This window comes from Streptomyces diversicolor, from assembly GCF_057537855.1.
Genome location: NZ_BAAJXA010000034.1, coordinates 1 through 26,434, shown reverse-complemented (window position 1 = coordinate 26,434; position 26,434 = coordinate 1). Strand labels below are relative to the sequence as shown.

Below are 26,434 nucleotides of genomic sequence, written 5' to 3'. Positions count from 1 at the left end.
TGCGGAAACTTACTTGACGACCGGCTAGTGACGGGTCTACCTTCCCCAGTGTAGTCAACTAGCCGGGCGGCAAGTAAGTGGCCGCCGCAGGGGGAGTGCCGGACGATGGCGGACACACCGCAGGCCCGGGCGGGCCAGGAGATATCCGAAGAGCAGGACAAACAGCCGAAGAGCGTGCGCGTGGTCCTGCTCGCGCTGATGATCGCGATGATGCTCGCGATGCTCGACAACATGATCGTGGGCACGGCGATGCCGACGATCGTCGGCGAACTGGGCGGCCTTGAACACCTGTCCTGGGTGGTGACCGGGTACACGCTCGCCACCGCGGCGGCCACCCCGATCTGGGGCAAGCTCGGGGACATGTACGGCCGCAAGGGCGCCTTCATGACCTCGATCGTGATCTTCCTGATCGGGTCCGCGCTGAGCGGCATGGCGCAGAACATGGGCGAGCTGATCGGTTTCCGGGCCGTGCAGGGTCTCGGCGCCGGCGGTCTGATGGTCGGCGTCATGGCGATCATCGGCGATCTCATTCCGCCGCGTGAGCGCGGCAAGTACCAGGGCATGATGGCCGGTGTCATGGCGCTCGCGATGATCGGCGGCCCGCTGGTCGGCGGCACCATCACCGACAACTGGGGCTGGCGCTGGGCCTTCTACATCAACCTGCCGCTCGGCGCGATCGCGCTGGCCGCGATCAGCGCGGTGCTGCACCTGCCGAAGAAGCGGACCAAGACGCGCATCGACTACCTGGGTGCCACGCTGCTGACCGTCGGCATCACCGCGATCGTCCTGGTGACGACCTGGGGCGGCACCGAGTACGCCTGGACCTCCGCGCGGATCATGGAACTGAGCGCCATCGGCATCGTCTCGCTGGTCGCCTTCGTGTTCTGGCAGACCAAGGCCGCCGAGCCGGTGCTGCCGCTGCACATCTTCCGCAGCCGCAACTTCACCCTGATGTCGGTCATCGGCTTCATCACCGGCTTCGTGATGTTCGGCGCCACGCTGTTCCTGCCGCTGTACCAGCAGTCGGTGCAGGGCGCGTCCGCGACCAACTCCGGACTGCTGCTCCTGCCGATGCTCGGCGCGATGCTGGTCACGTCGATGGTCGCGGGGCGGGTCACCACCAACAGCGGCCGCTACAAGATCTTCCCGATCGCCGGTGGCGTGCTGATGGTCGCCGGTCTGTATCTGCTGTCCCTGATGGACACGGGCACCTCACGGTTCACCTCCGGCGTGTACATGGCCGTCCTGGGGCTTGGCATGGGCTGTCTGATGCAGATCACCATGCTGGTCGCGCAGAACAGCGTGCAGATGAAGGACATGGGCGTCGCGTCCTCGTCGACCACCCTGTTCCGTACGCTCGGCTCCTCCTTCGGCGTCGCCATCATGGGGGCGCTGTTCAACCACCGGGTCCAGGACGTCATGGCGGAGCGGGCCGGCTCGGCGGGCCGGCAGCTGACCGAGCAGTCCGCGCAGCTGGACGCGGCGAGCCTGGCGAAGCTGCCGGCGGCGGCACGGGAGGCGTACCAGCACGCGGTGTCCGCGGGCACCCACAGCGCCTTCCTGCTGGGCACGGCGGTCGCCGTGATCGTGCTGGTCGCGGCGCTGTTCGTGAAGGAGGTCCCGCTCAAGGGCGGACCTCAGAAGGACCCGGCGGACGCCGCCCAGGCGCAGGCGCAGGTGGCCGAGGCCGTCTGAGCCACGTCCGAGCCGAAGGCCCTCCGGCGGGTGTCCGCCCCGGAGGGCCTTCGGCTTGAGCCCGTCCTGCGGGGCGGGGGTACTACTGGAGTACGGGGTAGCTGCCCGTGTTCGTCGGAGCGTGTTCTGGGAGCCAGAGGACGGCCACCGCCCCCTCCGCGGGAACGTCCTCCGGTGTGCCCGCGGGCCGCACGTTGCGGAAGGTCAGCCGGGCGCCCAGCACCCGGGCCTGCCCGGCGGCGATGGTCAGGCCAAGGCCGTGGCCCTCGCCTGAGCGGTCCTCGCTGCCCGTGCGGAAGCGGCTCGGGCCATGGGCGAGCAGTTCCCCCGGAAAGCCGGGCCCATGGTCGCGGACCCGGATGACGCGGCCCTCGACGGTGACCTCGACGGGCGGCTTGCCGTGCCGGGCGGCGTTGGCGAGCAGATTGAACAGCACCCGCTCAAGGCGCCGCGGGTCGGTGGTGACCTCCGACTCGTGCACCACCCGCACCGTGATCTCCGGGTCCTTGGCGGCCACCCGCCGGGCCACGAACTCACCCAGCAGGATGTCCTGCAACTCGGCCCGCTCGGATGCGCCGTCGAGCCGCGCCACCTCCAGTACGTCCTCGACGAGCGTGCGCATCGCCTTGGCCCGGTCCAGGACCAGCTCGGTGGGCCGGCCCGGCGGCAGCAGCTCGGCGGCGGTCAGCAGCCCGGTCACCGGGGTGCGCAGCTCGTGCGCGATGTCGGCGGTGACCCGCCGCTCGGCCTCAAGCCGCTGCTGGAGCGCGTCCGCCATGGCGTCCACCGCACGCGCGAGATCGTCGGTCTCGTCCCGTACGACACCGCCGATCGCGTCCCGCACCCGGACGTCAGGCTCACCCTTGGCGACCTGGTTCGCGGCGGTCGCCGCCTTGCGCAGCCGCCGCGACAGCTGCCCGCCGATGAGCACGCCGAGCGCGCTGCCGCCGACGACGACCGCGATCGAGCCGATGACCAGGGCCTGGTCGAGGTCCTTCATCACGTCCGTGCTGCGGTCGGTGAAGTGGGTGTGCAGCGACAGCACGTGCCCGTCCTTGACCGGGACCGCCGCCCAGATGTCCGGCACCGGGCCGCCGTGATCGGTGACATACGTCGCCCGGCGCCCCTGTCCGACCTTCTGCCGCAGCTCGGGCGGCAGCTCCGGATCGTCGATCTTGATGCTCGGGAAGTTGGGCCGCCCGGACAGCTCGTAGTTGCGCTGGGCGATCTGCACCCGCTCGTCGGCCAGGTCGCGCGCGTTGTCCAGCATGGACACCCGGGCCGCGTTGTGCACGACCAGGCTGAGCGCGATCGCCACCAGCGCGCCGACCAGCGCGATCGCCGCGCTCAGCTTCCAGCGGAGCCCGGTGCGGAGGCCGGCCGCCAGTATCCTTCCGTGGACCGGACGCCGAATGAACCGCCTCATGTCGTCGCCCGCTCACGCCTTCAGCTTGTAGCCGAAGCCGCGGACCGTCTCGATCCTGTCCTGGCCGATCTTCGTCCGCAGCCGCTGCACATGGACGTCGACGACCCGGGTGTCACCGCCCCAGCCGTAGTCCCACACGCGTTCCAGCAGCTTGTCGCGCGAGAGCACCGTACCGGGCGCCGAGGAGAACTCCAGGAGCAGCCGCATCTCGGTCGGGGTGAGCGCCACCGGCCGGCCGTCCCGGCGCACCTCCATGCCCTCGGTGTCGATCTCCAGTCCGCCGAAGGTCAGCACGCCGCCGGACACCGTCGTGCCGGGGTTCTCGGCCTGCGCGGCCCCGCCGGCGTGCCCGAAGCGGCGCAGCACCGCGCGGATGCGGGCGACCAGTACGGCACCGTCGAAGGGCTTGGTCACATAGTCGTCGGCGCCCGCCTCCAGGCCCAGCACCACGTCGATGGAGTCGGCGCGCGCCGACAGCATGATCACCGGCACGGTCGACTCGTCGCGGATGCGCCGGCACAGGCTCACCCCGTCCAGGCCCGGGACCATGACGTCCAGGAGCGCGATGTCGGGGCGCCTGGCCCGGAACGCGTCCAGACCCGACAGCCCGTCGGGCATCGCGGTGACCGCGAAGCCGTCCCGCTCCAGGGCGAGTTGGGTGGCCTCACGGATGACGTCGTCGTCCTCGACGAACAGGACGTGGGTCTGCTCTGCCATCCCGCTGCTCTCAGTCCTCGTGTGGTTCTCATGCCGTCACCCTTGTGACGCCGGTGTCGTGTGCGGGGTTCACCGCGCTCGCCGTCAGCCGTCCGGTGGCTGTGTCGGTTCGGGCACCGGCGAGGCCACGCCGCCGGCCGCGTTGCCGTAGTCGGTGTGGTGGGAGGACTCCTCGACGAAGCGGCCCGCGGTCCAGGTGTAGGTGATCACGTTCTCGCCGGACGGACTGGAGACCGGGTCGCCCTTCTCGTACACCTGCTTGGTCACCATCAGATCGCCGCGGTCTATCTCGGCGTAGACGGGGGACTCCTCCGCCCGGAACACGTTCTGGTACCTGCCGTCCTCGCTGCGGTACACATACGAGCCGACCCCCACGGCGTCGCCGCAGGTCAGCACGTTGACCACGACGTCCTCGACGGTCGATCCGGTCAGGTTGCCGTAGGACACGTCGACCGGGTACTCGTCGGCGGCGCACGGCTTGAGGTCCCGTTTGACCGCGGGCGAGACCTGCGGGTCGTCCTTGACGAGGGTGACCGCGTTCACCCGCTGGTAGCTGTCGGAGGGGCTGGGCGTGGGGGATGCCTGCGCGCCCGCGACCGAGTCGGCGTGCGCCGGACCCTCGTCGCGGGCGCCGGTGCCGCCGGTGGCGCACGCGGCGACGAAAAGGGCGAGGGCGGTGAACACGGCCACCACCGTGCTCACCGCCTGCACACTCCCTCGGGCACTGGGCCCGGCGCCCGTCAGGCCGCGCAACGCTCCTGCTCCTCACGCTCCAGCGCGCGTGCGTCCAGATCGCGCGCCTCCAGCTCCTCGCGGAGCCGGGCGAGCGCCCGGTGCAGCGTGCTCTTGACCGTTCCGGCCGACATGCCGAGGGCGGCGGCCGTCTCGTCCGTGGACATCTGCTCCCAGTGTCGCAGCACCACGACACTGCGCTGCTTCGGAGCGAGCACCTTCATGATGTCCATGAGGAGCGCACGGTCGGCGTGCTGCTCGGTGGCGTCGTCCACGCACGACTCGGGCAGCTGCTCGGTGGGGACCTCCTCCAGCTTCCGCGCCCGCCACCACTCGGTCCGTGTGTTGATCATCACCCGGCGCAGATAGGCGTCGGCGAGGCGCTTGTCCGAGATGCCGTCCCAGCGGCCGTACGTCCGCGCGAGCGCGGTCTGGAGCAGGTCCTGGGCGTCGACCGGGTCCGGAACCAGCCGACGGGCGCTGCGCAGCAGCGCGTCCTGCCGGGTGCGGACGTACTCCTCGAATTCGAGCACCTCGCCCTGCGCCATTCCAACCGCCTCCGTTCCCCGTGCTGCTACGGCCCGTGCCTGTCGTTGCCCGGCCCGGTGGTCGGCCGGGCACGGAAATGAAGGTACGGAGCAGTTGTCACGGGGTTGTGCGGAGGAGCCTGCGGATGGCGCTCGGCTGTCCGTCGGTTGTGTAACGGAAGTAGGAACGGGGTAAAGAAGGGCTGCCTTCTGTCCCGATTTGGTGGTTTTTGTCTGTCCTGATGGGTCGTAACCGGGCCGCCCGCGCTGTGACCTGTCTGTACGTCAGCTGTGCGGAAGCCGATAACGGCCGCCCGCCAGCGGCTCCACCAGACCGTCCGAGACCAGCCCGTCCAGCGCACGGGCCCGCTGCACCGGCTCGTGCCACACCCGGTCGAGGGCCGCCTGCGGCACGGGCGCGTGCGCCTCGCGCAGCACGGCGAGGAGCTTGCCGCGCACCTGGCGGTCGGTCCCGGCGTACGTCTGACCGCGGCGCGGCGGGCCCTCGTGCTCCGGCTTGCCCGCCAGATGCCAGGCGCACTGGTCGGCGATCGGACAGCGCTCGCACAGCTCGTTCTTCGCCGTGCACACCAGCGCGCCCAGCTCCATGGAGGCGGCGGCCCAGCGCGCGGCGGTCCGCTCCTCCTCGGGCAGCAGCTCGCGGGCCAGCCTGCGCTCGGCCGCCGTGGTGGCGTTCGGCGGGTACTGCACGCCCGTGACCGCCCGCGCGAACACCCGGCGCACATTGGTGTCGAGCACGGCGTGCCGCTGCCCGTACGCGAACGAGGCCACGGCCGCCGCCGTGTACTCGCCGATGCCGGGCAGCGCGAGCAGTTGGGCGTGGTCCGTCGGCACGTCGCCGCCGTGCCGTTCCGTTATGGCGACCGCGGCGCCGTGCAGCCGCAGGGCGCGGCGCGGATAGCCGAGCCGGCCCCAGGCGCGGACGGCCTCACCGGGGGCCTCCGCGGCCAGATCGGCGGGGCGCGGCCAGCGGGCCAGCCACTGCTCATAGACCGGCAGTACGCGGTTGACCGGCGTCTGCTGGAGCATGAACTCGCTGACCATCACGCCCCACGGGCCCGCCTCCGGGCGGCGCCAGGGGAGGTCGCGGGCATGGGCGTCGAACCAGGCGATCACGGGGGCGTGGAGCTTCTCAGTCATGGCCCTCCCGATCCTGCCACGGGTGGGGCTGGCGTGCTCCGCGGCACCGCCGGGCCGGGGCGCGTGGCGGCCGAAGGGCGCTCCTCCCTACGGCAGTTACCGGGATGATGATCTGGAAAAGTTGGGTCGTGGGCGGCGGGTGGCGCAAGCAAGCGCGCCGATCTCTCGTACAGTTTGCGCCGTGGGATCTCTGCGCAATCCGATCGGGCCGCTTCCCTCCTCCATCTACTGGCGCCGGAGGGTCGTTCTGCTGTCCGTGGTCGTCCTGCTGGCGCTGCTGATCACCTGGATCGTGACCTCGGGCGGCGGGGGCGAGAAGAAGAGCGCCGACGGGTCCAACGGCAAGAGCCCCGCGCCCACCATCACGGCGGGGCCGTCGCCTTCCGGGTCCGCGATAAGCCAACACCCGGGCGGGCGCGACGAGTCGGGCGGCGGGGGATCGGGCGACGACGGCGCCGGTGCGGGCGACGGCGGCGCCACGGACGGCTCCGCCGGGTCGGACGACGGCGACTCCTCGGGATCCGGTACGGGGGCGGGCGCCGGGTCGGGCGGCGGCGGTACGGGTACGGGTACGGGCGCCGGGCCCACGCTGCCCGCGTCCTCCGGGTTGCCCGACTGCACGCCCGGCGCGGTGAAGTTGAGCCTGCGCAGCCTGCACAACACCTACGCGCCCGGACAGACGCCGACCTTCGAACTCACCGCGAAGAACTCTTCGTCCGCCGACTGCAAGGTCGATCTCGGTCCGAAGAAGGCCGTGTTGACCATCACGCCCGCGGACGACAGCGACGACTACTGGTCGTCCGCCGACTGCCCGAAGGGTGCCGGGAGCCTGGTGTACCGGGTGCCGGCGGGCAGCAGCATCACCTCCAGCGTGAAGTGGGACCGCAGGCCGAGCGCTCCCGAGTGCGCCACGCCCCCGTCCGGCTCGGCCGCCCCCGGCACCTACCTGGTCGAAGCCAGGGCCTCCGGCTTCGAAAAGGCCCAGACCTCCTTCGTCCTGACCGCGGACTGACCCACCCCGGCCGATCCCCTCGGAACGCCCCGGAGGAACCGGGGGAGCCGGGGGAAGGGGAGACACCGGCCGACCACATCGAGAAGCCCTCGGGCGACCGACACGCGTCGGGGTGGGGCCGGGCGGGGTTTCGATACACATCCGCGCCCGCCGCGCCGACGGTGTGCCGGGCCCGACCGGCTCGTTCCAGCCGCACGATGGGTGCCGCGGCAGACGAGCCGAGGCGCCGTCACCGGAGCGCCGGCCGCTCGAACCGCACCCGGTGGACGTGCCGCCGCACCGGTCGGGCGTGCCGCCGCACCGGTCGGGCGTGCCGCGGGCGGCGTTCCCTCCGCGGTCGATGCGGCGCCGACGTTCCGGTACCCGAAGCCGGTGTGTTGACGCGCTCGTGCCCGAGTCCGGTGCGGGTGGCGGAGTTGTGGGTGGGAGTCGGGGCGGGGTGGTCAGACGTAGCGTTCCAGGATCGAGGATTCCGCCAGGCGGGACAGGCCCTCGCGGACGCTGCGGGCTCGGGCCTCGCCGACGCCGTCCACCGTCTGGAGGTCGTCGACGCTCGCGGCGAGGAGCTTCTGCAGCCCGCCGAAGTGCTCCACGAGCCGGTCGATGATCGCACCCGGCAGCCGCGGCACCTTGGCCAGCAGGCGGAAACCGCGCGGCGACACCGCGGAGTCGAGCGCCTCGGGCGAGCCGGTGTAGCCCAGCGCCCTGGCCACCGTGGGAAGTTCCAGCAGCTCGGCATGGCTGAGCGCGTCCAGCTCCGACAGCGCCTCGTCCACCGTGCGGGAACGCTTCGCCGTCGGCTCCGGCACATAGTCCCGGACCACCAGCTCCCGCTCCGGCTCGACGCCCGCGATCAACTCGTCCAGCTGGAGGGCGAGCAGACGCCCGTCGGTGCCCAGTTCGACCACGTATTCGGCGATTTCGGTGGCGATGCGGCGCACCATCTCCAGGCGCTGCGCGACCGCCGACACATCGCGGACCGTCACCAGGTCCTCGATCTCCAGCGCCGACAGCGTGCCCGCGACCTCGTCCAGGCGCAGCTTGTAGCGCTCCAGGGTGGCGAGCGCCTGGTTGGCGCGGGAGAGGATCGCCGCCGAGTCCTCCAGGACCCGGCGCTGTCCGTCGACGTACAGGGCGATCAGACGCATCGACTGGGACACGGAGACCACCGGGAAACCCACCTGCTTCGAGACCCGGTCCGCCGTGCGGTGCCGGGTGCCGGTCTCCTCCGTCGGGATCGTCGGGTCCGGGACCAGCTGGACACCCGCGCGCAGGATCTTGGACAGATCGGCGGAGAGCACGATGCCGCCGTCGAGCTTGCACAGCTCCCGCAGCCGGGTCGCCGTGAACTCCACGTCCAGCACGAAACCGCCCGTGCACATCGCCTCGACGGTCTTGTCGGAGCCCAGCACGATCAGTCCGCCGGTGTTGCCCCGCAGAACCCGCTCCAGACCGTCGCGCAGGCCCGTACCGGGTGCCACGGCGCTCAGCGAGGCGCGCATCAGGCCATCGGAACCGGCACTCCCACCGGACTTTCCGGGAGCTGCTGCCCGGTCGTTGGCTGCCACTGCACTCCTCCGGTCGCAGGTTCTGGGGCGCCCCCGTTCCCGCACGACGTTCGTACGGACGGGCGAGACCAGGGCAAAGTCTACCGGCGGTCCTCCGCGTCCCGCGGGGCCTCTCGGCGACGGGAGCGCGGAAGCACTCTGAGCGCGTCCCCTATGTCGGCCACTTCCAGGACCTTCATGCCGGCGGGGATCTTGCCCGGATCGCCCGGCACGAGCGCGTGCGTGAAGCCCAGGCGGTGCGCCTCGGCGAGCCTGCGCTGCACGCCCGTGACCCGTCTCACCTCGCCCGCAAGCCCCACCTCGCCGATCGCGACGAGGTTCTTCGGCAGCGGGGTGTCGCTCGCGGCCGAGGCCAGGGCCAGGGCGACGGCGAGGTCGGCGGCGGGCTCGGAGAGCTTCACCCCGCCGACCGTCGCGGAGTAGATGTCCCGCTTGCCGAGCGCGCTGATCCGGCCGCGCTGCTCCAGCACCGCCAGCATCATCGACACCCGGGAGGTCTCCAGGCCGGACGTCGTACGGCGCGGGGAGGGGATCTGCGAGTCGACCGTCAGCGCCTGCACCTCGGCGACCAGCGGGCGGCGGCCCTCCAGGGTCACGGTCAGACAGGTGCCGGGCACCGGTTCGGCGCGCCGGGTCAGGAACAGCCCGCTCGGATCGGCGAGGCCCGTGATGCCCTCGTCGTGCAGTTCGAAGCAGCCCACCTCGTCCGTCGTGCCGTACCGGTTCTTGACGCCGCGCACCAGGCGCAGGCGCGCGTGCCGGTCGCCCTCGAAGTGGAGCACCACGTCCACAAGGTGTTCCAGCAGCCGCGGACCGGCGATCGCGCCGTCCTTGGTGACATGTCCCACCAGCAGTGTCGACATCCCACGGTCCTTGGACGCGCGGATCAGGGCCCCGGCCACCTCCCGCACCTGGGCCATGCCGCCGGGCGCCCCGTCGATCTCGGGGGAGGCGACCGTCTGTACGGAGTCGAGGATCAGCAGCGACGGCTTGACCGCGTCCAAGTGCCCGAGGACGGCGGCCAGATCGGTCTCGGCGGCCAGGTACAGATGGTCGTCGATGGCCTTGATGCGGTCGGCGCGCAGCCGCACCTGGCTCGCCGACTCCTCGCCCGTGACATAGAGGGTGCGGTGCTCCTCGCTCGCCGCCTTGGCCGCCACGTCGAGCAGCAGCGTGGACTTGCCCACACCGGGCTCGCCCGCGAGCAGCACCACGGCGCCGGGCACCAGGCCGCCGCCGAGCACCCGGTCCAGCTCGGGCACGCCGGTCGAGCGGGCGGTGGCCTGCCGGCCGTCGACCTGGCCGATGGGCAGCGCGGAGGTGGTGACGCGCCCGGGCGTCGTCGTCCGCACCGCGGGCGCGCCGTACTCCTCGATCGTCCCCCACGCCTGGCACTCGGGGCAGCGGCCGAGCCACTTGGCCGTCTGCCAGCCGCACTCCGTGCAGCGGTAGGACGGGCGGTCCTTGGTGGTCTTGGTACGGGCAGCCATGGACGAAACCGTAACGGCAGGCACCGACAGCGCGGGCACGGGCCGCCGTCCGGGGCCGCCGCCACTTACCCCGCGCCGTCGGGGAAAGTCACGGAATGAAACGTTCCTGTCCCCTTATGAGGGATCGTTTCACCCGTACGGATTAAAAGTGCTCAAGGTGGCGGAAGGGCCCATCCAGGGCCGCCTACGGTCGCACGAGTGATGAGCAGCAGTCCGGAAACCTTCCCCCGCACGACCGGCGCACATCGGGCGCACCGGGAGGCGCGCGACCGTGCCGCGGCGCGCACGCTGGCGCAGCGCACGCCGCCGCGCTACGAGCCTTACCTGGACGGCCTGTTCACCTACTGTCTGTCGGTGCTGTGCGACCACGACGCGGCGACCGCCGCGCTCGGCGACGTGCTCGCGCTGGCCGAGCGGCGCGGTCACCGCGGGCCGGAGTCGGCCGAGGACCGCAGGGCCTGGCTGTACGCGCTGGCCCGCTGGGCCTGCCTGCGCAAGCTCGCCGAGGCCAAGCAGAAACGTCAGGCCAGCCATGCGGCGGGCCGGCCCGGCACCGAGCGGCGGCCCGGCGCCGACGAGCGGCCCGGCACCGAGCGGCCGTCCGGCGCCGACGAGCGGCCCGGCACCGAGGACGGCCCCGAGGCCGGGCGGCGGCCCGACGCGCAGGCGGCCGAACCGGCGCTCACCGATGAGCTCCAGGAGCAGCGGAGGCGGGAACTGGCCCGGCTCGCCTGGCCGGAGGCCGCCGGGACCACCCCGGAGCAGCGCGAAGCGCTCGAACTCGCCGTACGCCACCAGCTCGCCGCCCACGAGGTCGCCGCCGTCCTCGGCCTTGACCTGGCCGCCGCCCGCGATCTGCTCGCGTCCGCCGCCTGCGAGGTGGAACGCACGCGTGCCGCGCTCGCCGTCGTGGAGACCGGCGGCTGCCCCGGAGTGGCCCGGCTCACCGGCGACCACCAGCTCGTGCTCAGCAGCACGGTCCGGCGCGAGCTGGTCCGGCACGTGGACGACTGTCCCCGCTGCCGCCGCACCGCCGAGCGCGCGGCGCCCGGCCGCTGGCCCGGCGCCGCCGTCACGCCCGCCCAACTGCCCGTCCTTGAGGCCCCGCGGGCGGCCCTGGGGCAGGCACTGGCGCACCGGCCGCGTGTGCGGGGCGCCGCGGTGCCGCGCTTCGACCGGCGCGGCTTCCCGATGGACCCCAAGGACCGGGCGGCCCGCCGCGACCGGCTACGCGCGCGTGCCGTCACCACGACCGTGGTGGCCACGGTCGTCGCCGCCCCCGTACTCGCCCTGTGGGCCGCCTACCGGGGCTCGCCCGCCGGCGAGGACCAGGACGGCCCCGCCGCCACCGCTCAGGAGGCGCACGACCACGGCGGCGATCACGGAGATGCGGCCGACGGCTACGGGAACACCGGCAACGCCGGCGTCGGGCCCGGCGCCCGCTTCCTGAAGGACGGTGCGGCGCCCGACGTCGCCGTGGAGGTCATCAGCGTCTCCGGGGCCGGCAAGAAGGGCGCGGGGCACCTTGGGGTGTCCGCCCGCACCAGCGGCCAGACCACCTACGTCACCCTCACCGCGTCCGGCCCCTCGCCGGTCCACTGGTCGGCGTCCACGCCCGCCGACTGGCTCTACCTCAGCCGCGCCTCGGGAACGCTCCAGCCCGGCGAATCGTTGACGATCAAGGTGTACGTCGACCCGCTGCGCGAGCCGTCCGGGTTCTGGAGCGCGCAGGTGGCGATCGCACCCGCGGGCGCCGTCGTCTCCATCCGGGGGTACGGCACCGCGCCCACCCGCCCCTCCGACCCGGGCAGACCGCCCACCAGCGCCACACCGGATCCGACGCCCACGAAGTCGGCTCCCGCCGATCCGCCGGCCAGCCCGTCGCCCACGCCGACCGAGCCGACCTCGCCCCCCACGGATCCGACTCCGTCCGACCCTCCGTCCTCGCCTCCGCCCCCGACCGACTCGCCGCCCGCCACAGACGAGTAGGCCGCCGGCGGTTTGGCGGATCCGCCTAGTGGGGTGCCGGGTTGGCGCCGTGGGCGGGTGCTGGTTCGTTGTGGCTTGGCGCGCAGTTCCTCGCGCCCCTGGGGGTGGTTGGGCGTGTGGCTTTTCTGGCAGTTGGGGTGGGTGTGTCCAGTGGGGTGCCTGGTTGGCGCCGTGGGCGGGTACTGGTTCGGTTGTGGTCGGGCGCGCAGTTCCTCGCGCCCCTGGGGGTCAGCTGGTCGGGTCGGCTGGGTGGGGGGCCAGTAGGGGGAGGTTCGTCGACAGGCGTTCCTCGCACAGTTCGGCCAGGCGGTCGTAGCCGGCCTTGCCCATCAGTTCGGTCAGCTCGGCCCGGTAGGAGACGTACACCGGGTCGCCCGCGCCGTGCGCCGAGGTCGCCGAGGTGCACCACCAGTGCAGGTCGTGCCCGCCCGGCCCCCAGCCCCGGCGGTCGTACTCACCGATCGACACCTGGAGGACCCGCGTGTCGTCGGGGCGGTCGATCCAGTCGTAGGTCCGCCGGATCGGCAGCTGCCAGCACACGTCCGGCTTGGTCTCCAGCGGCTCGCGGCCCTCCCGCAGGGCGAGGATGTGCAGCGAGCAGCCCGCGCCGCCGGGGAAGCCCGGCCGGTTCTGGAAGATGCACGACCCCTGGTACGGGCGGGTCTGCCGGGACCCCTCGTCGTCCTCCGCGACCCAGCCGTGCCGCATGCCCTCGTCATGGTGCTGCCAGATCTCCGGCGTGAGCCGCGCCACATGCTCGGCGACCCGCTTCTCGTCGTCCTCGTCGGAGAAGTGCGCGCCCAGCGTGCAGCACCCGTCGTCCGCGCGGCCCGCCTGGATGCCCTGGCAGCCGCTGCCGAAGATGCAGTTCCAGCGGGAGGTCAGCCAGGTCAGGTCGCACCGGAAGACCTGTTCGTCGTCCGCCGGGTCGGGGAACTCCACCCACGCGCGCGCGAAGTCGAGCCCCTTCTCGTCGGGCTCGGGGCCCTCCGCCGCGTTCTTCGGCTTCTGCGATGACTTCGCCTGCGAAGAACCGGAGGAGGATTTGGCGGTCTTGTGGTCCTTCGCCTTTTTCGTCTTTGGCACCCGTCCAGGGTATGCCGCCCCAGCCCGCTCCGGGGACGGACGACGGCCCAGGTGGCAGTAGCGTTCCGTGCATGAGACTCGGTGTCCTGGACGTTGGATCGAACACGGTGCATCTGCTGGTGGTGGACGCACACCCGGGCGCACGCCCGTTGCCCGCGCATTCGCACAAGGCGGAGCTGCGGCTCGCCGAACTCCAGGACGCGGACGGGGCGATCGGCCCCGATGGGGTGGACCGGCTGATCGGCGTCGTCCACGACGCACTCCAGGCAGCCGAGGACAAGGGCGTCGAGGACCTGCTGACCTTCGCCACCTCCGCCGTGCGCGAGGCCAGCAACGCCGATGACGTCCTCGCGCGCGTGCAGCACGAGACCGGCGTCGAACTCCAGGTGCTCACCGGCGCCGAGGAGGCCCGGCTCACCTTTCTCGCCGCCCGCCGCTGGTTCGGCTGGTCGGCCGGGAAGCTGCTGGTCCTGGACATCGGCGGCGGTTCCCTTGAGGTCGCCTACGGCATCGACGAGGAACCCGACGCGGCCGTCTCGCTGCCGCTCGGCGCCGGCCGGCTCACGGCCGGCTGGCTGCCCGGTGACCCGCCGGACGCCGGGGCGATAAGGGCCCTGCGCCGACACGTACGGGCCGAGATCGCCCGCACGGTGGGGGAGTTCAGCCGCTTCGGGGCGCCCGACCACGTCGTCGCCACCTCCAAGACCTTCAAGCAGCTGGCCCGCATCGCGGGCGCCGCACGCTCCGCCGAGGGCCTGTATGTGCAGCGCGAGCTGAAGCGGGAGTCCCTGGAGGCATGGGTGCCGCGGCTGGCCGGCATGAGCGCCGGGCAGCGCTCCGAACTCCCCGGTGTCTCCGAGGGCCGTTCCGGCCAGCTCCTCGCCGGCGCCCTGGTCGCCGAGGGCGCGATGGACCTGTTCGGCGTGGAGAGCCTGGAGATCTGCCCATGGGCCCTGCGGGAGGGCGTGATCCTGCGCCGCCTGGACCACATGGGGTCGCCGTGAGCGCCCCGCACCGGCACGCGGGGGTGTGCGGGGATGTGCGACGGGTCACCGACGGCCCGCACCGGCTCGCGAAGAACGGCCGAAACGGCGCACGGGGCATCCGGCACCCGAACCGATGCCACCCTGCCACCCCGTACCCTGTCCTTCGTGGCTGAAGCAAGGGACGTCCCCGTCCGTATCCCGGATGCGAAGGTCGCCCTGTCGACGGCCTCCGTCTACCCGGAGTCGACGGCGACGGCCTTCGAGATCGCCGCGCGCCTCGGCTACGACGGCGTCGAGGTCATGGTGTGGACGGACCCGGTGAGCCAGGACATCGAGGCGCTGCGCCGGCTCTCGGACTACCACCGCATCCCGATCCTGGCCGTGCACGCCCCCTGTCTGCTGATCACCCAGCGGGTGTGGTCCACGGACCCCTGGGTCAAGCTCCAGCGGGCCCGCTCGGCCGCCGAGAAGCTGGGCGCCGGCACGGTCGTCGTGCATCCGCCGTTCCGCTGGCAGCGGCAGTACGCCCGTGACTTCGTCGCCGGGGTCTGGCGGATGGCGAACGAGACGGACGTACGGTTCGCCGTCGAGAACATGTACCCCTGGCGCTACCGCGACCGCGAGATGCTGGCCTACGCCCCCGACTGGGACGTCACCAAGGACGACTACCGGCACTTCACGATCGACCTCAGCCACACGGCCACCGCCCGCACGGACGCCCTGCAGATGATCGACCGGATGGGCTCGCGCCTCGGCCATGTCCACCTCGCCGACGGCAGGGGATCGGGCAAGGACGAGCACCTGGTGCCCGGCCGGGGCGGCCAGCCCTGCGCCGAACTGCTGGAACGGCTCGCGCAGCGCGGCTACGACGGCCATGTCGTCATCGAGGTCAACACCCGGCGTGCCATGTCCAGCGCCGAACGCGAGGCGGACCTGGCGGAGGCGCTGGCCTTCACCCGTCTCCACCTCGCCTCCGCGGTGAAGGTGCCAGGACCGTGAGCGGCACCACCCCGGACCGGGAGGGCACGCCCGCCCGCCGCCGCGGCCGGCCCCCGCGCACCGAGTCGGGCGACACCCGCGACCGCATCCTGACCGCGGCCCGCGAGGAGTTCTCCGAGCGCGGCTACGAGAAGACGTCCGTACGCGGCATCGCCAAGGCCGCGGGCGTGGACTCGGCGCTCGTCCACCACTACTTCGGCACCAAGGAACAGGTCTTCGAGGCGGCCATCGAAGTCGCCTTCGCGCCCGCGCTGAACGCCTCGAACGTCGTGGGCGCCGGCCCGCTGGACGGCATCGGCGAGCGGCTGACCCGGTTCTTCTTCGGCATCTGGGAGAACCCGACCTCCCGGGCGCCGCTGCTGGCGATCCTGCGCTCCGCCGTCAACAACGAGACCGCCGCCGCCGTCTTCCGCCGGCTGATCGCGAGCCAGCTGCTGCGCCGTATCGCGGGACAGCTGGAGCTGCCGGACGCCGAGCTGCGCGCCGAACTGGCGGCCGCGCAACTGGTGGGCTGCGCCATGCTGCGGTACGTGATCAAGATGGAGCCGATGGCCTCGGCCGACCTGGAGCAGATCATCGCGCGGGCGGCGCCGGTGGTACAGGGGCATCTCACCGGGGCGTGAGCCCGCGGGCACCGGACCCGCGAGACGCACATCCCGCATTCCGGACACCGCGTCCCGATCCCTGGATGACCGGCGTAGGCTCGACGGACCAGAACCGTCTGGCAGAAGGTCTTCGAAGGAGCGAGCGACGATGCCCGAGCTGAGGTCCCGCACAGTCACCCACGGCCGCAACATGGCGGGCGCCCGCGCCCTTATGCGGGCCTCCGGTGTACCCGGTGCGGACATCGGCCGGAAGCCGGTCATCGCGGTCGCCAACAGCTTCACCGAGTTCGTGCCGGGCCACACCCATCTGCAGCCGGTCGGCCGGATCGTCAGCGAGGCGATCCGGGAGGCGGGTGGCATCCCGCGCGAGTTCAACACCATCGCCGTCGACGACGGCATCGCGATGGGCCACGGCGGCATGCTGTACTCGCTGCCCTCCCGGGACCTGATCGCGGACAGCGTGGAGTACATGGTCGAGGCGCACTGCGCCGACGCCCTGGTCTGCATCTCCAACTGCGACAAGATCACCCCGGGCATGCTGATGGCCGCGCTGCGCCTGAACATCCCCACGGTCTTCGTCTCCGGCGGCCCGATGGAGGCCGGCCGGGCCACCCTGGTCGACGGCACGGTCCGCACGCTCGACCTGATCGACGCGATCGCCGAGGCCGCCAACGACAAGGTCTCCGACGAGGACATCCTCCGTATCGAGGAGAACGCCTGTCCGACCTGCGGCTCCTGCTCCGGCATGTTCACCGCCAACTCGATGAACTGCCTGACCGAGGCGATCGGCCTGTCCCTGCCCGGCAACGGCTCGGTCCTGGCCACGCACACGGCCCGCCGCGGGCTGTACGAGGACGCGGCCCGCACGGTGATGGACATCACCCGCCGCTACTACGACCAGGACGACGAGACGGTCCTGCCCCGCAGCGTCGCGTCGTTCGCCGCCTTCGAGAACGCGATGGCCCTGGACATCGCGATGGGCGGCTCGACCAACACGATCCTGCACCTGCTGGCCGCGGCCCAGGAGGCGGGCGTCCCCTTCGGTCTGGAACAGATCGACGCCGTCTCCCGCCGGGTCCCCTGCCTGGCGAAGGTCGCGCCCAACGTCGCCAAGGACCGCACGTACTACATGGAGGACGTGCACCGCGCCGGCGGTATCCCCGCTCTGCTGGGCGAGCTGCACCGGGCGGGCCTGCTCAACGAGGACGTGCACGCGGTGCACAGCCCGTCCCTGGCGGACTGGCTGAAGACCTGGGACGTGCGCGGCGGCTCCCCCTCCCCTCAGGCCGTGGAGCTGTGGCACGCGGCGCCCGGCTGCGTCCGCTCGGCGGAGGCGTTCTCCCAGTCCGAGCGCTGGGAGGCGCTGGACGAGGACGCCGAGCACGGCTGCATCCGCTCCGCCGAGCACGCCTACTCCAAGGACGGCGGCCTGGCCGTCCTGCGGGGCAACCTGGCCGTCGACGGCTGCGTGGTGAAGACGGCCGGCGTCGACGAGTCCATCTGGACCTTCGAGGGCCCGGCGGTGGTCTGCGAGTCGCAGGAGGAGGCCGTCGAGAAGATCCTCGGCAAGCAGATCACCGAGGGCGACGTCGTCGTCATCCGCTACGAGGGCCCCAAGGGCGGCCCCGGCATGCAGGAGATGCTGTACCCGACGTCCTTCCTCAAGGGCCGCGGCCTGGGCAAGTCCTGCGCGCTGATCACCGACGGCCGCTTCTCCGGCGGCACCTCCGGTCTGTCCATCGGCCATGCGTCCCCCGAGGCCGCGTCCGGCGGCACCATCGCCCTGGTCCAGGACGGCGACCGGATCCGCATCGACATCCCGAACCGCAGCATCGAGCTGCTGGTGGACGAGGCCGAACTGGCGCGCCGCGAGCAGGCGCTGAACGGTGACTACGCCCCGAAGAACCGCGACCGCAAGGTCTCGTCGGCCCTGCGGGCGTACGCGGCGATGGCGACCAGCGCGGACAAGGGCGCCGTCCGGGACGTCAGCAAGCTGGGCTGAGCCCCGCCGCCCCCGCACGCTCCCAGGCCGCCTCCGGCGGGGCGGCCTGCCAAGGGGCGTACCGGACCGATCACTACAGGGGCCGCGGCCCGCTGGTCCCGGGCCCGCGCCCGGTCACCAGGAATCGGGGTCGCGGGCGTCCACGGCGATGACCGTGCCGTCGGGGGCGCCGGCGAAGAGCCGGCCGCCGACCAGCAGCGGCGCCGGGAGCGCGGCCATGACCTCGTCCGAGTTGGTACCGAGCCGCGGCCGGGTCTGCCCCAGCAGTGTGCCGTCGTGGGCGTCGACCGCGAGCAGCCGCCCGTCGGCGGCGCTGAAGTACACATGGCCGGCGTCGGCGACCGGCGCCGAGCCACGGCTCACGGACGTCTCCAGATGCCATCGCCGCTCGCCGTCCGCCACGTCGACGGCCTCCAGCGCGCCGCCACTGGACAGCAGATAGACGACGTCGCCCCGCACGGCGGCCTGCGGAGCCAGGCGCGGCACCGGCAGCGGCACCCGGCGCTCGGTCGCCGCGGCCGGCGTGTAGCGCACCACCTCGTCCGTCTCGCCGGTGGCGTTGTCCACCGACAGCAGGAACAGGGAGCCGCCCTGGCTGCCGACCGGCCTCAGGTTCCCCGCGAGCCGCGCCTGCCAGCGCTCGGCGCCCGTCACGGGGTCCACGGCCGTCACGCGCGTGTGCGTTCCGTCCTCGGAGCTGGTCGCATACGCCGACGAGTCGCCCGCGAACCAGTCGAGGGAGGGCGTGTGGGCCCCGGAGATCCGCCGGGTCCACTTGGTGTCGCCCGTCAGGCCGTCCACGCCGGTGACCGATCCGTCGGCGCCGCCGACGAGGAGCATCCCGCCGGCGAAGCGCAGCGCCGACTGCCCCGGCACCACCCGCTTCCAACGCGTCGTACCGGAGCCCGGGTCGACCGCCTCCACCCGCCCGCCCCCGTTCGCCGGCACCTGCAGGAGCCCGCCCGCCAGCACCGGCGCGACGCTCGCCCGGTCCCCGGCGACGGGGTGCCGCCACAGCAGGGAGCCGTCCGCCGGGTCGAGGGCGTAGGCCATGCCGGAGCGCAGACACAGCACCTTGCCGTCGCCGTATGTGCACTGGGGCATCCCGGAGCCCTCGCCCACCGGTTCGGCATGCCACCCCGGGAAGCCCGGCGGGGTGTCCTCGGCCGTGACACCCACCGGCACCGGCGGGCCGTCGCCGAGCCACAGCACCGACGCGAGCACACCGGACAGCGCGAGCGCGAGCGACCCGCCCACGAGCGCCGCCCGCTTGCCGAGCCACGCCCGCGGCCCACGGGGCGCCGGAGCGGTCCGCACCTCCTGTTCGGGCTCCTCGGGCGTGACGGTCCGCAGCCCCCAGGGGTCGTCCGTGTCGGGGTTCGCCCTCTTCGTGCCGTCCGCCCGCCGGTCCGCCGCGAGCGTCCGCTGAGACGGTATGAACGCCTGTGTGTCGTACAGGGCCGCCACCGACCGCAGTTCCCGCATCAGCTCGTCGGGCGTCGGCCGGTCCTCCGGCTCCTTGGCGAGGCAGCGCAGCACCAGCGGGGCGAGGTCGTCCGGCACCCCGGCCAGATCCGGCTCGTCGTGGACGACCTGGTAGGCCACGACGTACGGGCTGTCCGAGTCGAACGGTCCGCGCCCCGTCGCCGCGTGCACCAGCACCGACCCCAGTGTGAAGATGTCCGCGGCCGGTCCGACTTCGCGGGGCCGCCGGAACTGCTCGGGCGCCATGAAGGGCGGCGTACCGATCAGCTTGCCGGTCTCGGTGCGCAGTTCGCTGTCTTTCGGCCGTGAGATTCCGAAGTCGATGACCTTCGGACCGTCCTCGGCGAGCAGGACGTTGCTCGGCTTCAGATCGCGGTGCACCACCCCGACCCGGTGGATGTCGCGCAGCGCCTCCGCGAGCCCGGCCATCAGCCGGCGCAACTGAGCAGGCTCCATGGGCCCGTTCCGCTTCACATGATCGGCGAGGGTCGGACCCGGAATGAACAGCGTGGCCATCCAGGGCCGTTCGGCCTCCGGGTCGGCGTCGACGACCGGCGCGGTGAAGGCGCCGCTCACCCGCCGTGCGGCGGCCACCTCCTGCCGGAAACGGCCCCTGAACTCGCGGTCCTTGGCGAACTCGGCGTGTACGACCTTCACGGCGAGCTTCAGCCCCGAGGTGCTGCGGGCCAGGTGCACCACGCCCATGCCGCCCGACCCGAGGCGTGCCTCAAGACGGTAGTGACCGGCGTACTCGGGAAGTTCCGCTTCCGCGCCCGCTCCGGTGTTCCGCTGTGGCGCCATGGGACCACCCCCGTGCTGTTCGTCGGCGCGCGCGACGCTCGGAGCCTAGTCGATGACTCGGACGGGACCGAGGCGACTTGCTAGCCTCCGCGTGCGAGTCGCGCACGGGTGTTTCGTGGCTCGAAACAGGGGAATCAACGTGACCCCATGGAGGTCATGGGGTCTGACGGGGGGAGATCCACTCATGTCTGTCGACCGTGTGGAAGCGACGGAAACAACCGACGCCACGAATGAGACGAACGACACGAACGAGACGCAGGCGGCCGAGGCGACGACGGGCGGCGTCCGGACCGCGGCGGCCGCCACCGTGCGCACCTATCCGGTCGCCCCGGGTGTGCGGCTGAACGTCCGCAGCGGTCCCGGCACCAACTACGGCATCGTCCGGGTCCTGCCGGCCGACACCCGCGTCCCCATCTTCTGCCAGACGCCGGGCACGACGGTCACCGGCCCCTACGGCACCTCGAACATCTGGGACAACATCGACAACGGCGAATACGTCTCCGACGCCTATGTGTACACGGGCAGCGACGGCTACGTGGCCTCACGCTGCTCCTGACCCGCCCAGGAGCCCGCGGACCCGCGGCGCCATAATCGCCCCGTGAGCGACGAACGCGGCACCCCGGACGCCCCCGCGGGCTCCACCGGCGGCGGACCGAACGGCCCCCGCCCCGAGCCCCTGCGCTTCTTCGGCACGTCCTGGGTGCACCACGACGGCGGCTATGCGGCCCGCCGCGCCGGCGTGGCCGTGGGCTCGCTCGCCGCGGCGGTCGCCTCCTGCCTGATCCTCCGCTTCGCCTACCAGGGCCTGCAGATCGCCGACACGGGATCCTTCGTGACCGTGCTGGTCGTGGTGATGTTCGCGATCTGCAGCGCGCTGGCCTTCCGCAACACCTGGGACCGCTTCGGCAGGCGCCCCGACCCCGAGCGCCAGGCGTCCCTGCGCGGCCTGCTGGCCATCGGCTTCGTCGGCTCCCTCCTCGCGTACTTCTTCCGGTCCCTCATCGAGGCTCCCGGCGAGAAGCTGCACCGCGCCGAGTACGAGGAGGCCCGCACCCGGCACGAACGCCGCACAACCCGCCGCACCGGCAACCCCGCCAGAAAAAACCGCCGCCACTGACGATCTCCCACGCCGGTCAGCACGACGGAAGAGCGCCCGCTCCCTTCGGCATGGACGGCGCCCCGCAGCCCTGAGCGCGTCCCCTCGTACGGTCGCCGGTGCGGGGCCCAGGACCGAGGACCGCTGTCGCATACCGGTCAGCCGCATCACCATGGGCCTATGACCACTACGCCTCCGCCCTCCCATGCCAGCAGGGCGCAGTCCTTCAACGCCGCCGCGGCGCAGTACGGAGCCAATCGGCCCTCCTATCCACCCGCCCTCTTCGACGTCATCGAAGAACTCGCCGCCCGTCCCCTCGCCGGCGCCCGGGTCGTGGACGTCGGTGCCGGCACCGGAATCGCGACCGCGCTCCTGCGTGCCCGCGGTGCCGACGTGGTCGCGGTCGAACCCGGCGACGGCATGGCGGCCGAGTTCCGCCGCGGCCTTCCCGACGTCCCGATCGTCCGGGGCAACGGCAACGCCCTGCCCCTGGCCGACGCCGCCGCCGACCTGATCACCTACGCCCAGTCCTGGCACTGGACCGACCCCGCCCGGTCGGTGCCGGAGGCGCTGCGGGTGCTGCGCCCGGGCGGAGCCCTCGCGCTGTGGTGGAACACCAGCGCCCTCGACATCCCCTGGATCGACGCCCAGACCGACCGCATCGAACGCCACTTCGGCCACGACGGGGTGGTGGCCAAGAACGGCGACGGCGTGCGCACCGCCCTGGCCGACCCCAGCGGCCGACTCGACTTCGTCCACCGCACGGTCCGCTGGAGCCGCCGCGTCCCCCTCGACACCCACCTGGCCAACATCGGCAGCCACTCGATCTTCCTGACGCACGGCGAGGAGAACGCCACCGCCTTCCTCGCCCAGGAGCGGACCCACCTCCTGGCCGCCTTCCCCGACGGCACCGTCGAAGAGGTCTACGACGTCCAACTGCTGATCGCCCGCAACACCTAGCGACCCTTGACGGCCCCCGGCGCCGGGAGCATTATTCATCGAGTGATGAATAATGTCTCCGGCCCCTCGGCCACGCCCGAGGCCCCCGCCGTACACGCCACCGACCTGACCGTCGAACGCGGCCCCCGCACCGTCCTGCGCAACCTCCGCTTCACCGTCCCGCGCGGCCAGATCACCGGCCTGCTCGGCCCCTCGGGATGCGGCAAATCAACGCTGATGCGCGCCATCGTCGGCACCCAGGCCAAGGTCACCGGCACCCTCGACGTCCTCGGCCGCCCCGCCGGCCACCCCACCCTGCGCACCCGTATCGGCTATGTCACCCAGCACCCCTCCGTCTACGACGACCTGACGATCCGCCAGAACCTCGACTACTTCGCCGCGATCCTCACCCCCGGCCGGGCCGCCTCCGCACGCCGTCACGACGACGTCACCCGAGCCATCGCCGACGTCGACCTCACCAGCCACGCCGACGCCCTCGCCGGAAACCTCTCCGGCGGCCAGCGCAGCCGCGTCTCCCTCGCCGTGGCCCTGCTCGGCACCCCCGAACTGCTGGTCCTCGACGAACCCACCGTCGGCCTCGACCCCGTACTGCGCCGCGACCTGTGGACCCTCTTCCACGACATCGCCGCCACCCGCGGCGCCACCCTGCTCGTCTCCTCCCACGTCATGGACGAGGCCGAGCGCTGCCACCGCCTGCTGCTCATGCGCGACGGCGCATTCCTCGCCGGGGACACCTCCCGGCCGGAGGCCGGGGGAGACACCCCCGAAGCCCTCCGCACCCGCACCGGAACGGACACCGTAGAGGCGGCCTTCCTGCACCTCGTGGACCAGGCGACCGCAGCCGGCCGCGCCAAGGAGACGACCCGATGAACACGACCACCGCACCCGCCCGCACCGGCGCCCCGAACCTCTCCCGCACCACCGCCACCGCGACCCGGGTCCTGCGCCAACTACGCCACGACCCACGCACCATCGCGCTGATGCTCCTCGTCCCCTGCGTGATGCTGTTCCTGCTCCGCTATGTCTTCGACGGCAGCCCGCGCACCTTCGACACCATCGGCGCCTCTCTTCTCGGCATCTTCCCCCTCATCACGATGTTCCTGGTCACGTCCATCGCCACCCTCCGCGAGCGCACCTCGGGCACCCTCGAACGCCTCCTCGCCATGCCCCTCGGCAAGGGCGACCTCATCGCCGGCTACGCCCTCGCCTTCGGCACCCTCGCGATCATCCAGTCCGCCCTGGCCACCGGACTCGCGGTCTGGTTCCTCGGCCTGGACGTCACCGGCTCGCCCTGGCTGCTCCTGCTGGTCGCCCTCCTCGACGCCCTGCTCGGCACCGCCCTCGGCCTGTTCGTCTCCGCCTTCGCCGCCTCGGAGTTCCAGGCGGTCCAGTTCATGCCCGCGGTGATCTTCCCTCAGCTCCTCCTCTGCGGTCTGTTCACACCCCGCTCCGCCATGCACCCCGTCCTTGAGGGCATCTCCGACGTCCTGCCGATGTCCTACGCGGTCGACGGCATGAACGAGGTCCTTCACCACACCGACGTGACGGCCACGTTCATCAGGGACGTCCTCGTCGTGGCGGGCTGTGCGCTGCTGGTCCTCGCCCTGGGCGCGGCCACCCTGCGGCGCCGCACGGTGTGACCCGACACCCGGACGTCCGCCCAGCGGACAACACCGCACACCCCGGACCCCCGGTGCGAGGATGTACCCCGGACGACGCACCCCGGAGGGCACCCGCACCATGACCCACAAAGTCGCAGTCCTCGGCACCGGCAAGATCGGCGAAGCGCTGCTCAGCGGAATGCTCCGCGCCGGCTGGGCCCCCGCCGACCTGCTCGTCACCGCCCGCCGCCCCGAGCGGGCCGAGGAACTTCGCGCGCGCTACGACGTCACCCCGGTCACCAACACCGAGGCGGCCAAGACCGCCGACACCCTCATCCTCACGGTCAAGCCGCAGGACATGGGCACCCTCCTGGACGAACTCGCCCCGCACGTCCCCGCCGACCGCTTGATCATCAGCGGCGCGGCCGGTATCCCCACCTCCTTCTTCGAGGAGCGCCTGGCCGCGGGCACCCCTGTCGTCCGTGTCATGACGAACACCCCCGCCCTCGTCGACGAGGCCATGTCCGTCATCTCCGCCGGCACCCACGCCACCGCCGACCACCTCGCCCACGCCGAGGAGATCTTCGGTGCCGTCGGCAAGACCCTCCGCGTCCCCGAGTCCCAGCAGGACGCCTGCACCGCCCTCTCCGGCTCCGGCCCGGCCTACTTCTTCTACCTGGTCGAAGCCATGACGGACGCGGGCATCCTCCTGGGCCTGCCCCGGGACAAGGCCCATGAACTCATCGTCCAGTCCGCGATCGGCGCCGCCGTGATGCTCCGCGACAGCGGAGAGCACCCCGTCAAGCTCCGCGAGAACGTCACCTCGCCGGCCGGCACCACCATCAACGCCATCCGCGAGCTGGAGAACCACGGCGTACGAGCCGCCCTCATCGCCGCCCTCGAAGCCGCCCGCGACCGCAGCCGCGAGCTGGCCTCCGGCAAGAAGGACTGACGCCACCGAACCCCGCCTCGGCGGCGCCTACCCGGCCGCGTGCACCACCGGCTCCGACACGGGTTCCAGCAGCCCGATCGCCCGGTAGGCCGCATCGACCGTCGGCCGGGCCATGGCCCGCGCCTTCTCCGCACCCTCCCGCAGCACCCCCTCCACATACACAGGATCCGCGCACAACTCCTTGTGCCTGGCCTGTACGGGCCTGAGGACCTCGATCACGGCCTCAGCGGTGTCCTTCTTCAAGGCGCCGTACGACTCATATACACCGCCCAAGGTCTCCGGGTTCCCACCCGTGCACGCCGCCAGGATCTCCAGCAGATTCGCCACCCCCGGCCGCTCCTCCCGGTCGTACACGACGTCCCGCCCGCTGTCGGTCACGGCCCGCAGCACCTTTCTGCGCACCGCGTCCGGCTCGTCGAGCAGATAGACGATGCCCGGCCCGGAGTCGTCCGACTTCCCCATCTTCGACGTCGGATCCTGGAGGTTCATCACCCTGGCGGCGACAGCCGGGGGCGTCGCCTTCGGCACCACGAACGTATGCCCGTACCGCTGGTTGAACCGCACCGCGAGGTCCCGCGTCAGCTCCACGTGCTGCGTCTGGTCGTCCCCGACGGGCACCTCGTCGGCCCGGTACGCCAGGATGTCCGCCGCCATCAGCGCCGGGTACGTCAGCAGCGACAGCCGCACGCTTCCGCCCCGCGCGTGCTCCCGCGCGGACTTCTCCTTGTACTGGATCATCCGCCGCATCTCACCGTCGGTCGCCACGCACTCCAGTACGTACGACAGCCGCGTGTGCTCCGCGACGTGACTCTGCACGAACACGGTGCACAGCTCGGGATCAAGCCCCGAGGCCAGCAACAGCGTCGCCGCCTGCCGACTGAGCCGACGCACCCGCGCCGGGTCGTGGTCCACGGTCAGCGCGTGCAGATCGACGATGCAGAACAGCGCGTCGGACCGGTGCTGGTCCACATCCGCCCACCGCCGCATGGCTCCCAGGTAGTTGCCCAGCGTCAGATGCCCGGTCGGCTTGACCCCGCTGAAGACCCGTGCCATTCCCTCTCCACCTCCTGGTAGGGACCGCCGCTCCTGGCGGCCGGCCCTCGGAGGTTCTGGAGGGAGATACGAGAACGGCCGCCGGGGCGGCGGCCGTTGGATGCATACGTGAGCAGGGCCGCCGTCAGGCGGCCCACCACTGCTGGTTGCACGTACGCGTCATCACGTTCCCCAGCATACGCGGCAGGGGCGCCCCCAGGACGTGAGTTGACACACCCCCAACAGATACGTACTGTTCTCCGAGTTGTCCGACGTGAGCGCCGACCCCGGTCGGTCCCCGGACAGCGATTCCGCAGGTACCACCCGTCAAACGGCGATGCGTCGTCGTATGCCTTGGTGTGCGTATTTGCGGAATGAGGAATCCGCGTTCGAAAGGCGCAGGACCCCGATTAGCTCGGGAGCCGGGAATCCGCTAAAGTCTCACTCGTCGGAACGGCCCAGCGGGCCGGGAAGACAAATCCCGCCGACCGGGAATCAGGCTCCGATAAGGG

At 72.1% G+C, this 26,434-nt stretch carries 23 protein-coding genes; 13 read left to right on the top strand and 10 right to left on the bottom strand.

Features of this window, described 5'->3' with window-relative positions; translation table 11 throughout:
• Positions 1–105 precede the first annotated feature (105 nt).
• The gene (locus AC27LF_RS32490) at positions 106–1,695 is read left to right on the top strand and encodes an MDR family MFS transporter (RefSeq protein ID WP_479659958.1); all 1,590 of its coding nucleotides are present in this window, start codon (positions 106–108) and stop codon (positions 1,693–1,695) included.
• An 82-nt stretch (positions 1,696–1,777) separates the two neighbouring features.
• Here the strand turns inward: AC27LF_RS32490 and cseC are convergent, their stop codons facing one another.
• The 5 genes from cseC to AC27LF_RS32465 all read right to left on the bottom strand — a co-directional run bounded on the left by cseC (position 1,778) and on the right by AC27LF_RS32465 (position 6,258).
• Entirely contained in the window at positions 1,778–3,121 is a 1,344-nt protein-coding gene (gene cseC, locus AC27LF_RS32485; RefSeq protein ID WP_479659957.1) for a two-component system sensor histidine kinase CseC, read from the bottom strand.
• 12 nt (positions 3,122–3,133) lie between these two features.
• Entirely contained in the window at positions 3,134–3,838 is a 705-nt protein-coding gene (gene cseB, locus AC27LF_RS32480) for a two-component system response regulator CseB (RefSeq protein ID WP_388721898.1), read from the bottom strand.
• 84 nt (positions 3,839–3,922) lie between these two features.
• Positions 3,923–4,591: a hypothetical protein gene (locus tag AC27LF_RS32475; RefSeq protein WP_479659956.1), complete on the bottom strand. Its 669-nt coding sequence runs from the start codon at positions 4,589–4,591 to the stop codon at positions 3,923–3,925.
• The gene (locus AC27LF_RS32470) at positions 4,579–5,118 is read right to left on the bottom strand and encodes a SigE family RNA polymerase sigma factor (RefSeq protein WP_479659955.1); all 540 of its coding nucleotides are present in this window, start codon (positions 5,116–5,118) and stop codon (positions 4,579–4,581) included. The genes AC27LF_RS32475 and AC27LF_RS32470 overlap by 13 nt, the downstream gene beginning before the upstream one ends.
• A gap of 264 nt (positions 5,119–5,382) precedes the next feature.
• A complete protein-coding gene (locus tag AC27LF_RS32465; RefSeq protein WP_479659954.1) occupies positions 5,383–6,258 on the bottom strand; it encodes an HhH-GPD family protein in 876 nt (291 codons plus the stop codon).
• Positions 6,259–6,439: 181 nt separating this feature from the next.
• On the opposite strand from AC27LF_RS32465, the gene AC27LF_RS32460 reads away from it, so the two are divergent.
• The gene (locus AC27LF_RS32460; protein WP_479659953.1) at positions 6,440–7,270 is read left to right on the top strand and encodes a hypothetical protein; all 831 of its coding nucleotides are present in this window, start codon (positions 6,440–6,442) and stop codon (positions 7,268–7,270) included.
• A gap of 443 nt (positions 7,271–7,713) precedes the next feature.
• Here the strand turns inward: AC27LF_RS32460 and disA are convergent, their stop codons facing one another.
• Together disA and radA are read right to left on the bottom strand one after the other, a co-directional pair.
• The gene (gene disA / locus AC27LF_RS32455; RefSeq protein WP_479659952.1) at positions 7,714–8,838 is read right to left on the bottom strand and encodes a DNA integrity scanning diadenylate cyclase DisA; all 1,125 of its coding nucleotides are present in this window, start codon (positions 8,836–8,838) and stop codon (positions 7,714–7,716) included.
• Between the two features lie 80 nt (positions 8,839–8,918).
• Positions 8,919–10,328, bottom strand: a complete 1,410-nt coding sequence (radA, locus tag AC27LF_RS32450; RefSeq protein ID WP_479659951.1) for a DNA repair protein RadA — start codon at positions 10,326–10,328, stop codon at positions 8,919–8,921.
• 198 nt (positions 10,329–10,526) lie between these two features.
• On the opposite strand from radA, the gene AC27LF_RS32445 reads away from it, so the two are divergent.
• The gene (locus AC27LF_RS32445) at positions 10,527–12,317 is read left to right on the top strand and encodes a BACON domain-containing protein (RefSeq protein ID WP_479659950.1); all 1,791 of its coding nucleotides are present in this window, start codon (positions 10,527–10,529) and stop codon (positions 12,315–12,317) included.
• Positions 12,318–12,545: 228 nt separating this feature from the next.
• On the opposite strand, the gene AC27LF_RS32440 is transcribed toward AC27LF_RS32445, so the two are convergent.
• Positions 12,546–13,403, bottom strand: coding sequence for a DUF3109 family protein (locus tag AC27LF_RS32440; RefSeq protein WP_479659949.1), 858 nt, complete (start codon positions 13,401–13,403; stop codon positions 12,546–12,548).
• A 71-nt stretch (positions 13,404–13,474) separates the two neighbouring features.
• On the opposite strand from AC27LF_RS32440, the gene AC27LF_RS32435 reads away from it, so the two are divergent.
• The 4 genes from AC27LF_RS32435 (at position 13,475) to ilvD (ending at position 17,995) form a co-directional block, all read left to right on the top strand.
• On the top strand, positions 13,475–14,407 hold the full coding sequence (locus tag AC27LF_RS32435) for a Ppx/GppA family phosphatase (protein WP_479659948.1): 933 nt from the start codon (positions 13,475–13,477) through the stop codon (positions 14,405–14,407).
• Positions 14,408–14,554: 147 nt separating this feature from the next.
• Positions 14,555–15,388, top strand: a complete 834-nt coding sequence (locus AC27LF_RS32430) for a sugar phosphate isomerase/epimerase family protein (protein ID WP_479659947.1) — start codon at positions 14,555–14,557, stop codon at positions 15,386–15,388.
• Positions 15,385–16,011 (top strand): TetR/AcrR family transcriptional regulator, encoded by a 627-nt coding sequence (locus AC27LF_RS32425; RefSeq protein WP_479659946.1) that lies wholly within the window; start codon positions 15,385–15,387, stop codon positions 16,009–16,011. Before AC27LF_RS32430 ends, AC27LF_RS32425 begins: the two co-directional genes overlap by 4 nt.
• A gap of 130 nt (positions 16,012–16,141) precedes the next feature.
• Entirely contained in the window at positions 16,142–17,995 is a 1,854-nt protein-coding gene (gene ilvD, locus AC27LF_RS32420; RefSeq protein ID WP_479659945.1) for a dihydroxy-acid dehydratase, read from the top strand.
• Between the two features lie 114 nt (positions 17,996–18,109).
• Here the strand turns inward: ilvD and AC27LF_RS32415 are convergent, their stop codons facing one another.
• Positions 18,110–20,281: a serine/threonine-protein kinase gene (locus tag AC27LF_RS32415; RefSeq protein ID WP_479659944.1), complete on the bottom strand. Its 2,172-nt coding sequence runs from the start codon at positions 20,279–20,281 to the stop codon at positions 18,110–18,112.
• Positions 20,282–20,465: 184 nt separating this feature from the next.
• Between AC27LF_RS32415 and AC27LF_RS32410 the strand changes: the two genes are divergently transcribed.
• The 6 genes from AC27LF_RS32410 (at position 20,466) to proC (ending at position 24,890) form a co-directional block, all read left to right on the top strand.
• Positions 20,466–20,837, top strand: a complete 372-nt coding sequence (locus AC27LF_RS32410) for an SH3 domain-containing protein (RefSeq protein WP_479659943.1) — start codon at positions 20,466–20,468, stop codon at positions 20,835–20,837.
• Between the two features lie 42 nt (positions 20,838–20,879).
• Positions 20,880–21,398 carry an EamA/RhaT family transporter gene (locus tag AC27LF_RS32405; RefSeq protein WP_479659942.1) on the top strand — a complete coding sequence of 173 codons (519 nt, stop codon included), beginning with the start codon at positions 20,880–20,882 and terminating at the stop codon, positions 21,396–21,398.
• 159 nt (positions 21,399–21,557) lie between these two features.
• Entirely contained in the window at positions 21,558–22,337 is a 780-nt protein-coding gene (locus tag AC27LF_RS32400; RefSeq protein ID WP_479659941.1) for a class I SAM-dependent methyltransferase, read from the top strand.
• A 42-nt stretch (positions 22,338–22,379) separates the two neighbouring features.
• On the top strand, positions 22,380–23,207 hold the full coding sequence (locus tag AC27LF_RS32395) for an ABC transporter ATP-binding protein (protein WP_479659940.1): 828 nt from the start codon (positions 22,380–22,382) through the stop codon (positions 23,205–23,207).
• Positions 23,204–23,977 (top strand): ABC transporter permease, encoded by a 774-nt coding sequence (locus AC27LF_RS32390; protein ID WP_479659939.1) that lies wholly within the window; start codon positions 23,204–23,206, stop codon positions 23,975–23,977. The genes AC27LF_RS32395 and AC27LF_RS32390 overlap by 4 nt, the downstream gene beginning before the upstream one ends.
• A 100-nt stretch (positions 23,978–24,077) precedes the next feature.
• Positions 24,078–24,890 (top strand): pyrroline-5-carboxylate reductase, encoded by an 813-nt coding sequence (gene proC / locus AC27LF_RS32385; RefSeq protein WP_479659938.1) that lies wholly within the window; start codon positions 24,078–24,080, stop codon positions 24,888–24,890.
• A gap of 27 nt (positions 24,891–24,917) precedes the next feature.
• Here the strand turns inward: proC and trpS are convergent, their stop codons facing one another.
• Complete coding sequence (gene trpS / locus AC27LF_RS32380; RefSeq protein ID WP_479659937.1) at positions 24,918–25,943, bottom strand: tryptophan--tRNA ligase; 1,026 nt, start codon at positions 25,941–25,943, stop codon at positions 24,918–24,920.
• Positions 25,944–26,434: the final 491 nt, after the last annotated feature.

Excerpts from the sequence above, each read along its gene's own strand:
- AC27LF_RS32410 (WP_479659943.1), top strand. The coding sequence starts at position 20,466 with ATGTCTGTCGACCGTGTGGAAGCGACGGAAACAACCGACGCCACGAAT.
- trpS (WP_479659937.1), bottom strand. The coding sequence starts at position 25,943 with ATGGCACGGGTCTTCAGCGGGGTCAAGCCGACCGGGCATCTGACGCTG.
- AC27LF_RS32415 (WP_479659944.1), bottom strand. The coding sequence starts at position 20,281 with ATGGCGCCACAGCGGAACACCGGAGCGGGCGCGGAAGCGGAACTTCCC.
- cseB (WP_388721898.1), bottom strand. The coding sequence starts at position 3,838 with ATGGCAGAGCAGACCCACGTCCTGTTCGTCGAGGACGACGACGTCATC.
- AC27LF_RS32435 (WP_479659948.1), top strand. The coding sequence starts at position 13,475 with ATGAGACTCGGTGTCCTGGACGTTGGATCGAACACGGTGCATCTGCTG.
- radA (WP_479659951.1), bottom strand. The coding sequence starts at position 10,328 with ATGGCTGCCCGTACCAAGACCACCAAGGACCGCCCGTCCTACCGCTGC.
- AC27LF_RS32400 (WP_479659941.1), top strand. The coding sequence starts at position 21,558 with ATGACCACTACGCCTCCGCCCTCCCATGCCAGCAGGGCGCAGTCCTTC.
- AC27LF_RS32470 (WP_479659955.1), bottom strand. The coding sequence starts at position 5,118 with ATGGCGCAGGGCGAGGTGCTCGAATTCGAGGAGTACGTCCGCACCCGG.
- AC27LF_RS32390 (WP_479659939.1), top strand. The coding sequence starts at position 23,204 with ATGAACACGACCACCGCACCCGCCCGCACCGGCGCCCCGAACCTCTCC.
- AC27LF_RS32465 (WP_479659954.1), bottom strand. The coding sequence starts at position 6,258 with ATGACTGAGAAGCTCCACGCCCCCGTGATCGCCTGGTTCGACGCCCAT.
- ilvD (WP_479659945.1), top strand. The coding sequence starts at position 16,142 with ATGCCCGAGCTGAGGTCCCGCACAGTCACCCACGGCCGCAACATGGCG.
- cseC (WP_479659957.1), bottom strand. The coding sequence starts at position 3,121 with ATGAGGCGGTTCATTCGGCGTCCGGTCCACGGAAGGATACTGGCGGCC.
- AC27LF_RS32490 (WP_479659958.1), top strand. The coding sequence starts at position 106 with ATGGCGGACACACCGCAGGCCCGGGCGGGCCAGGAGATATCCGAAGAG.
- proC (WP_479659938.1), top strand. The coding sequence starts at position 24,078 with ATGACCCACAAAGTCGCAGTCCTCGGCACCGGCAAGATCGGCGAAGCG.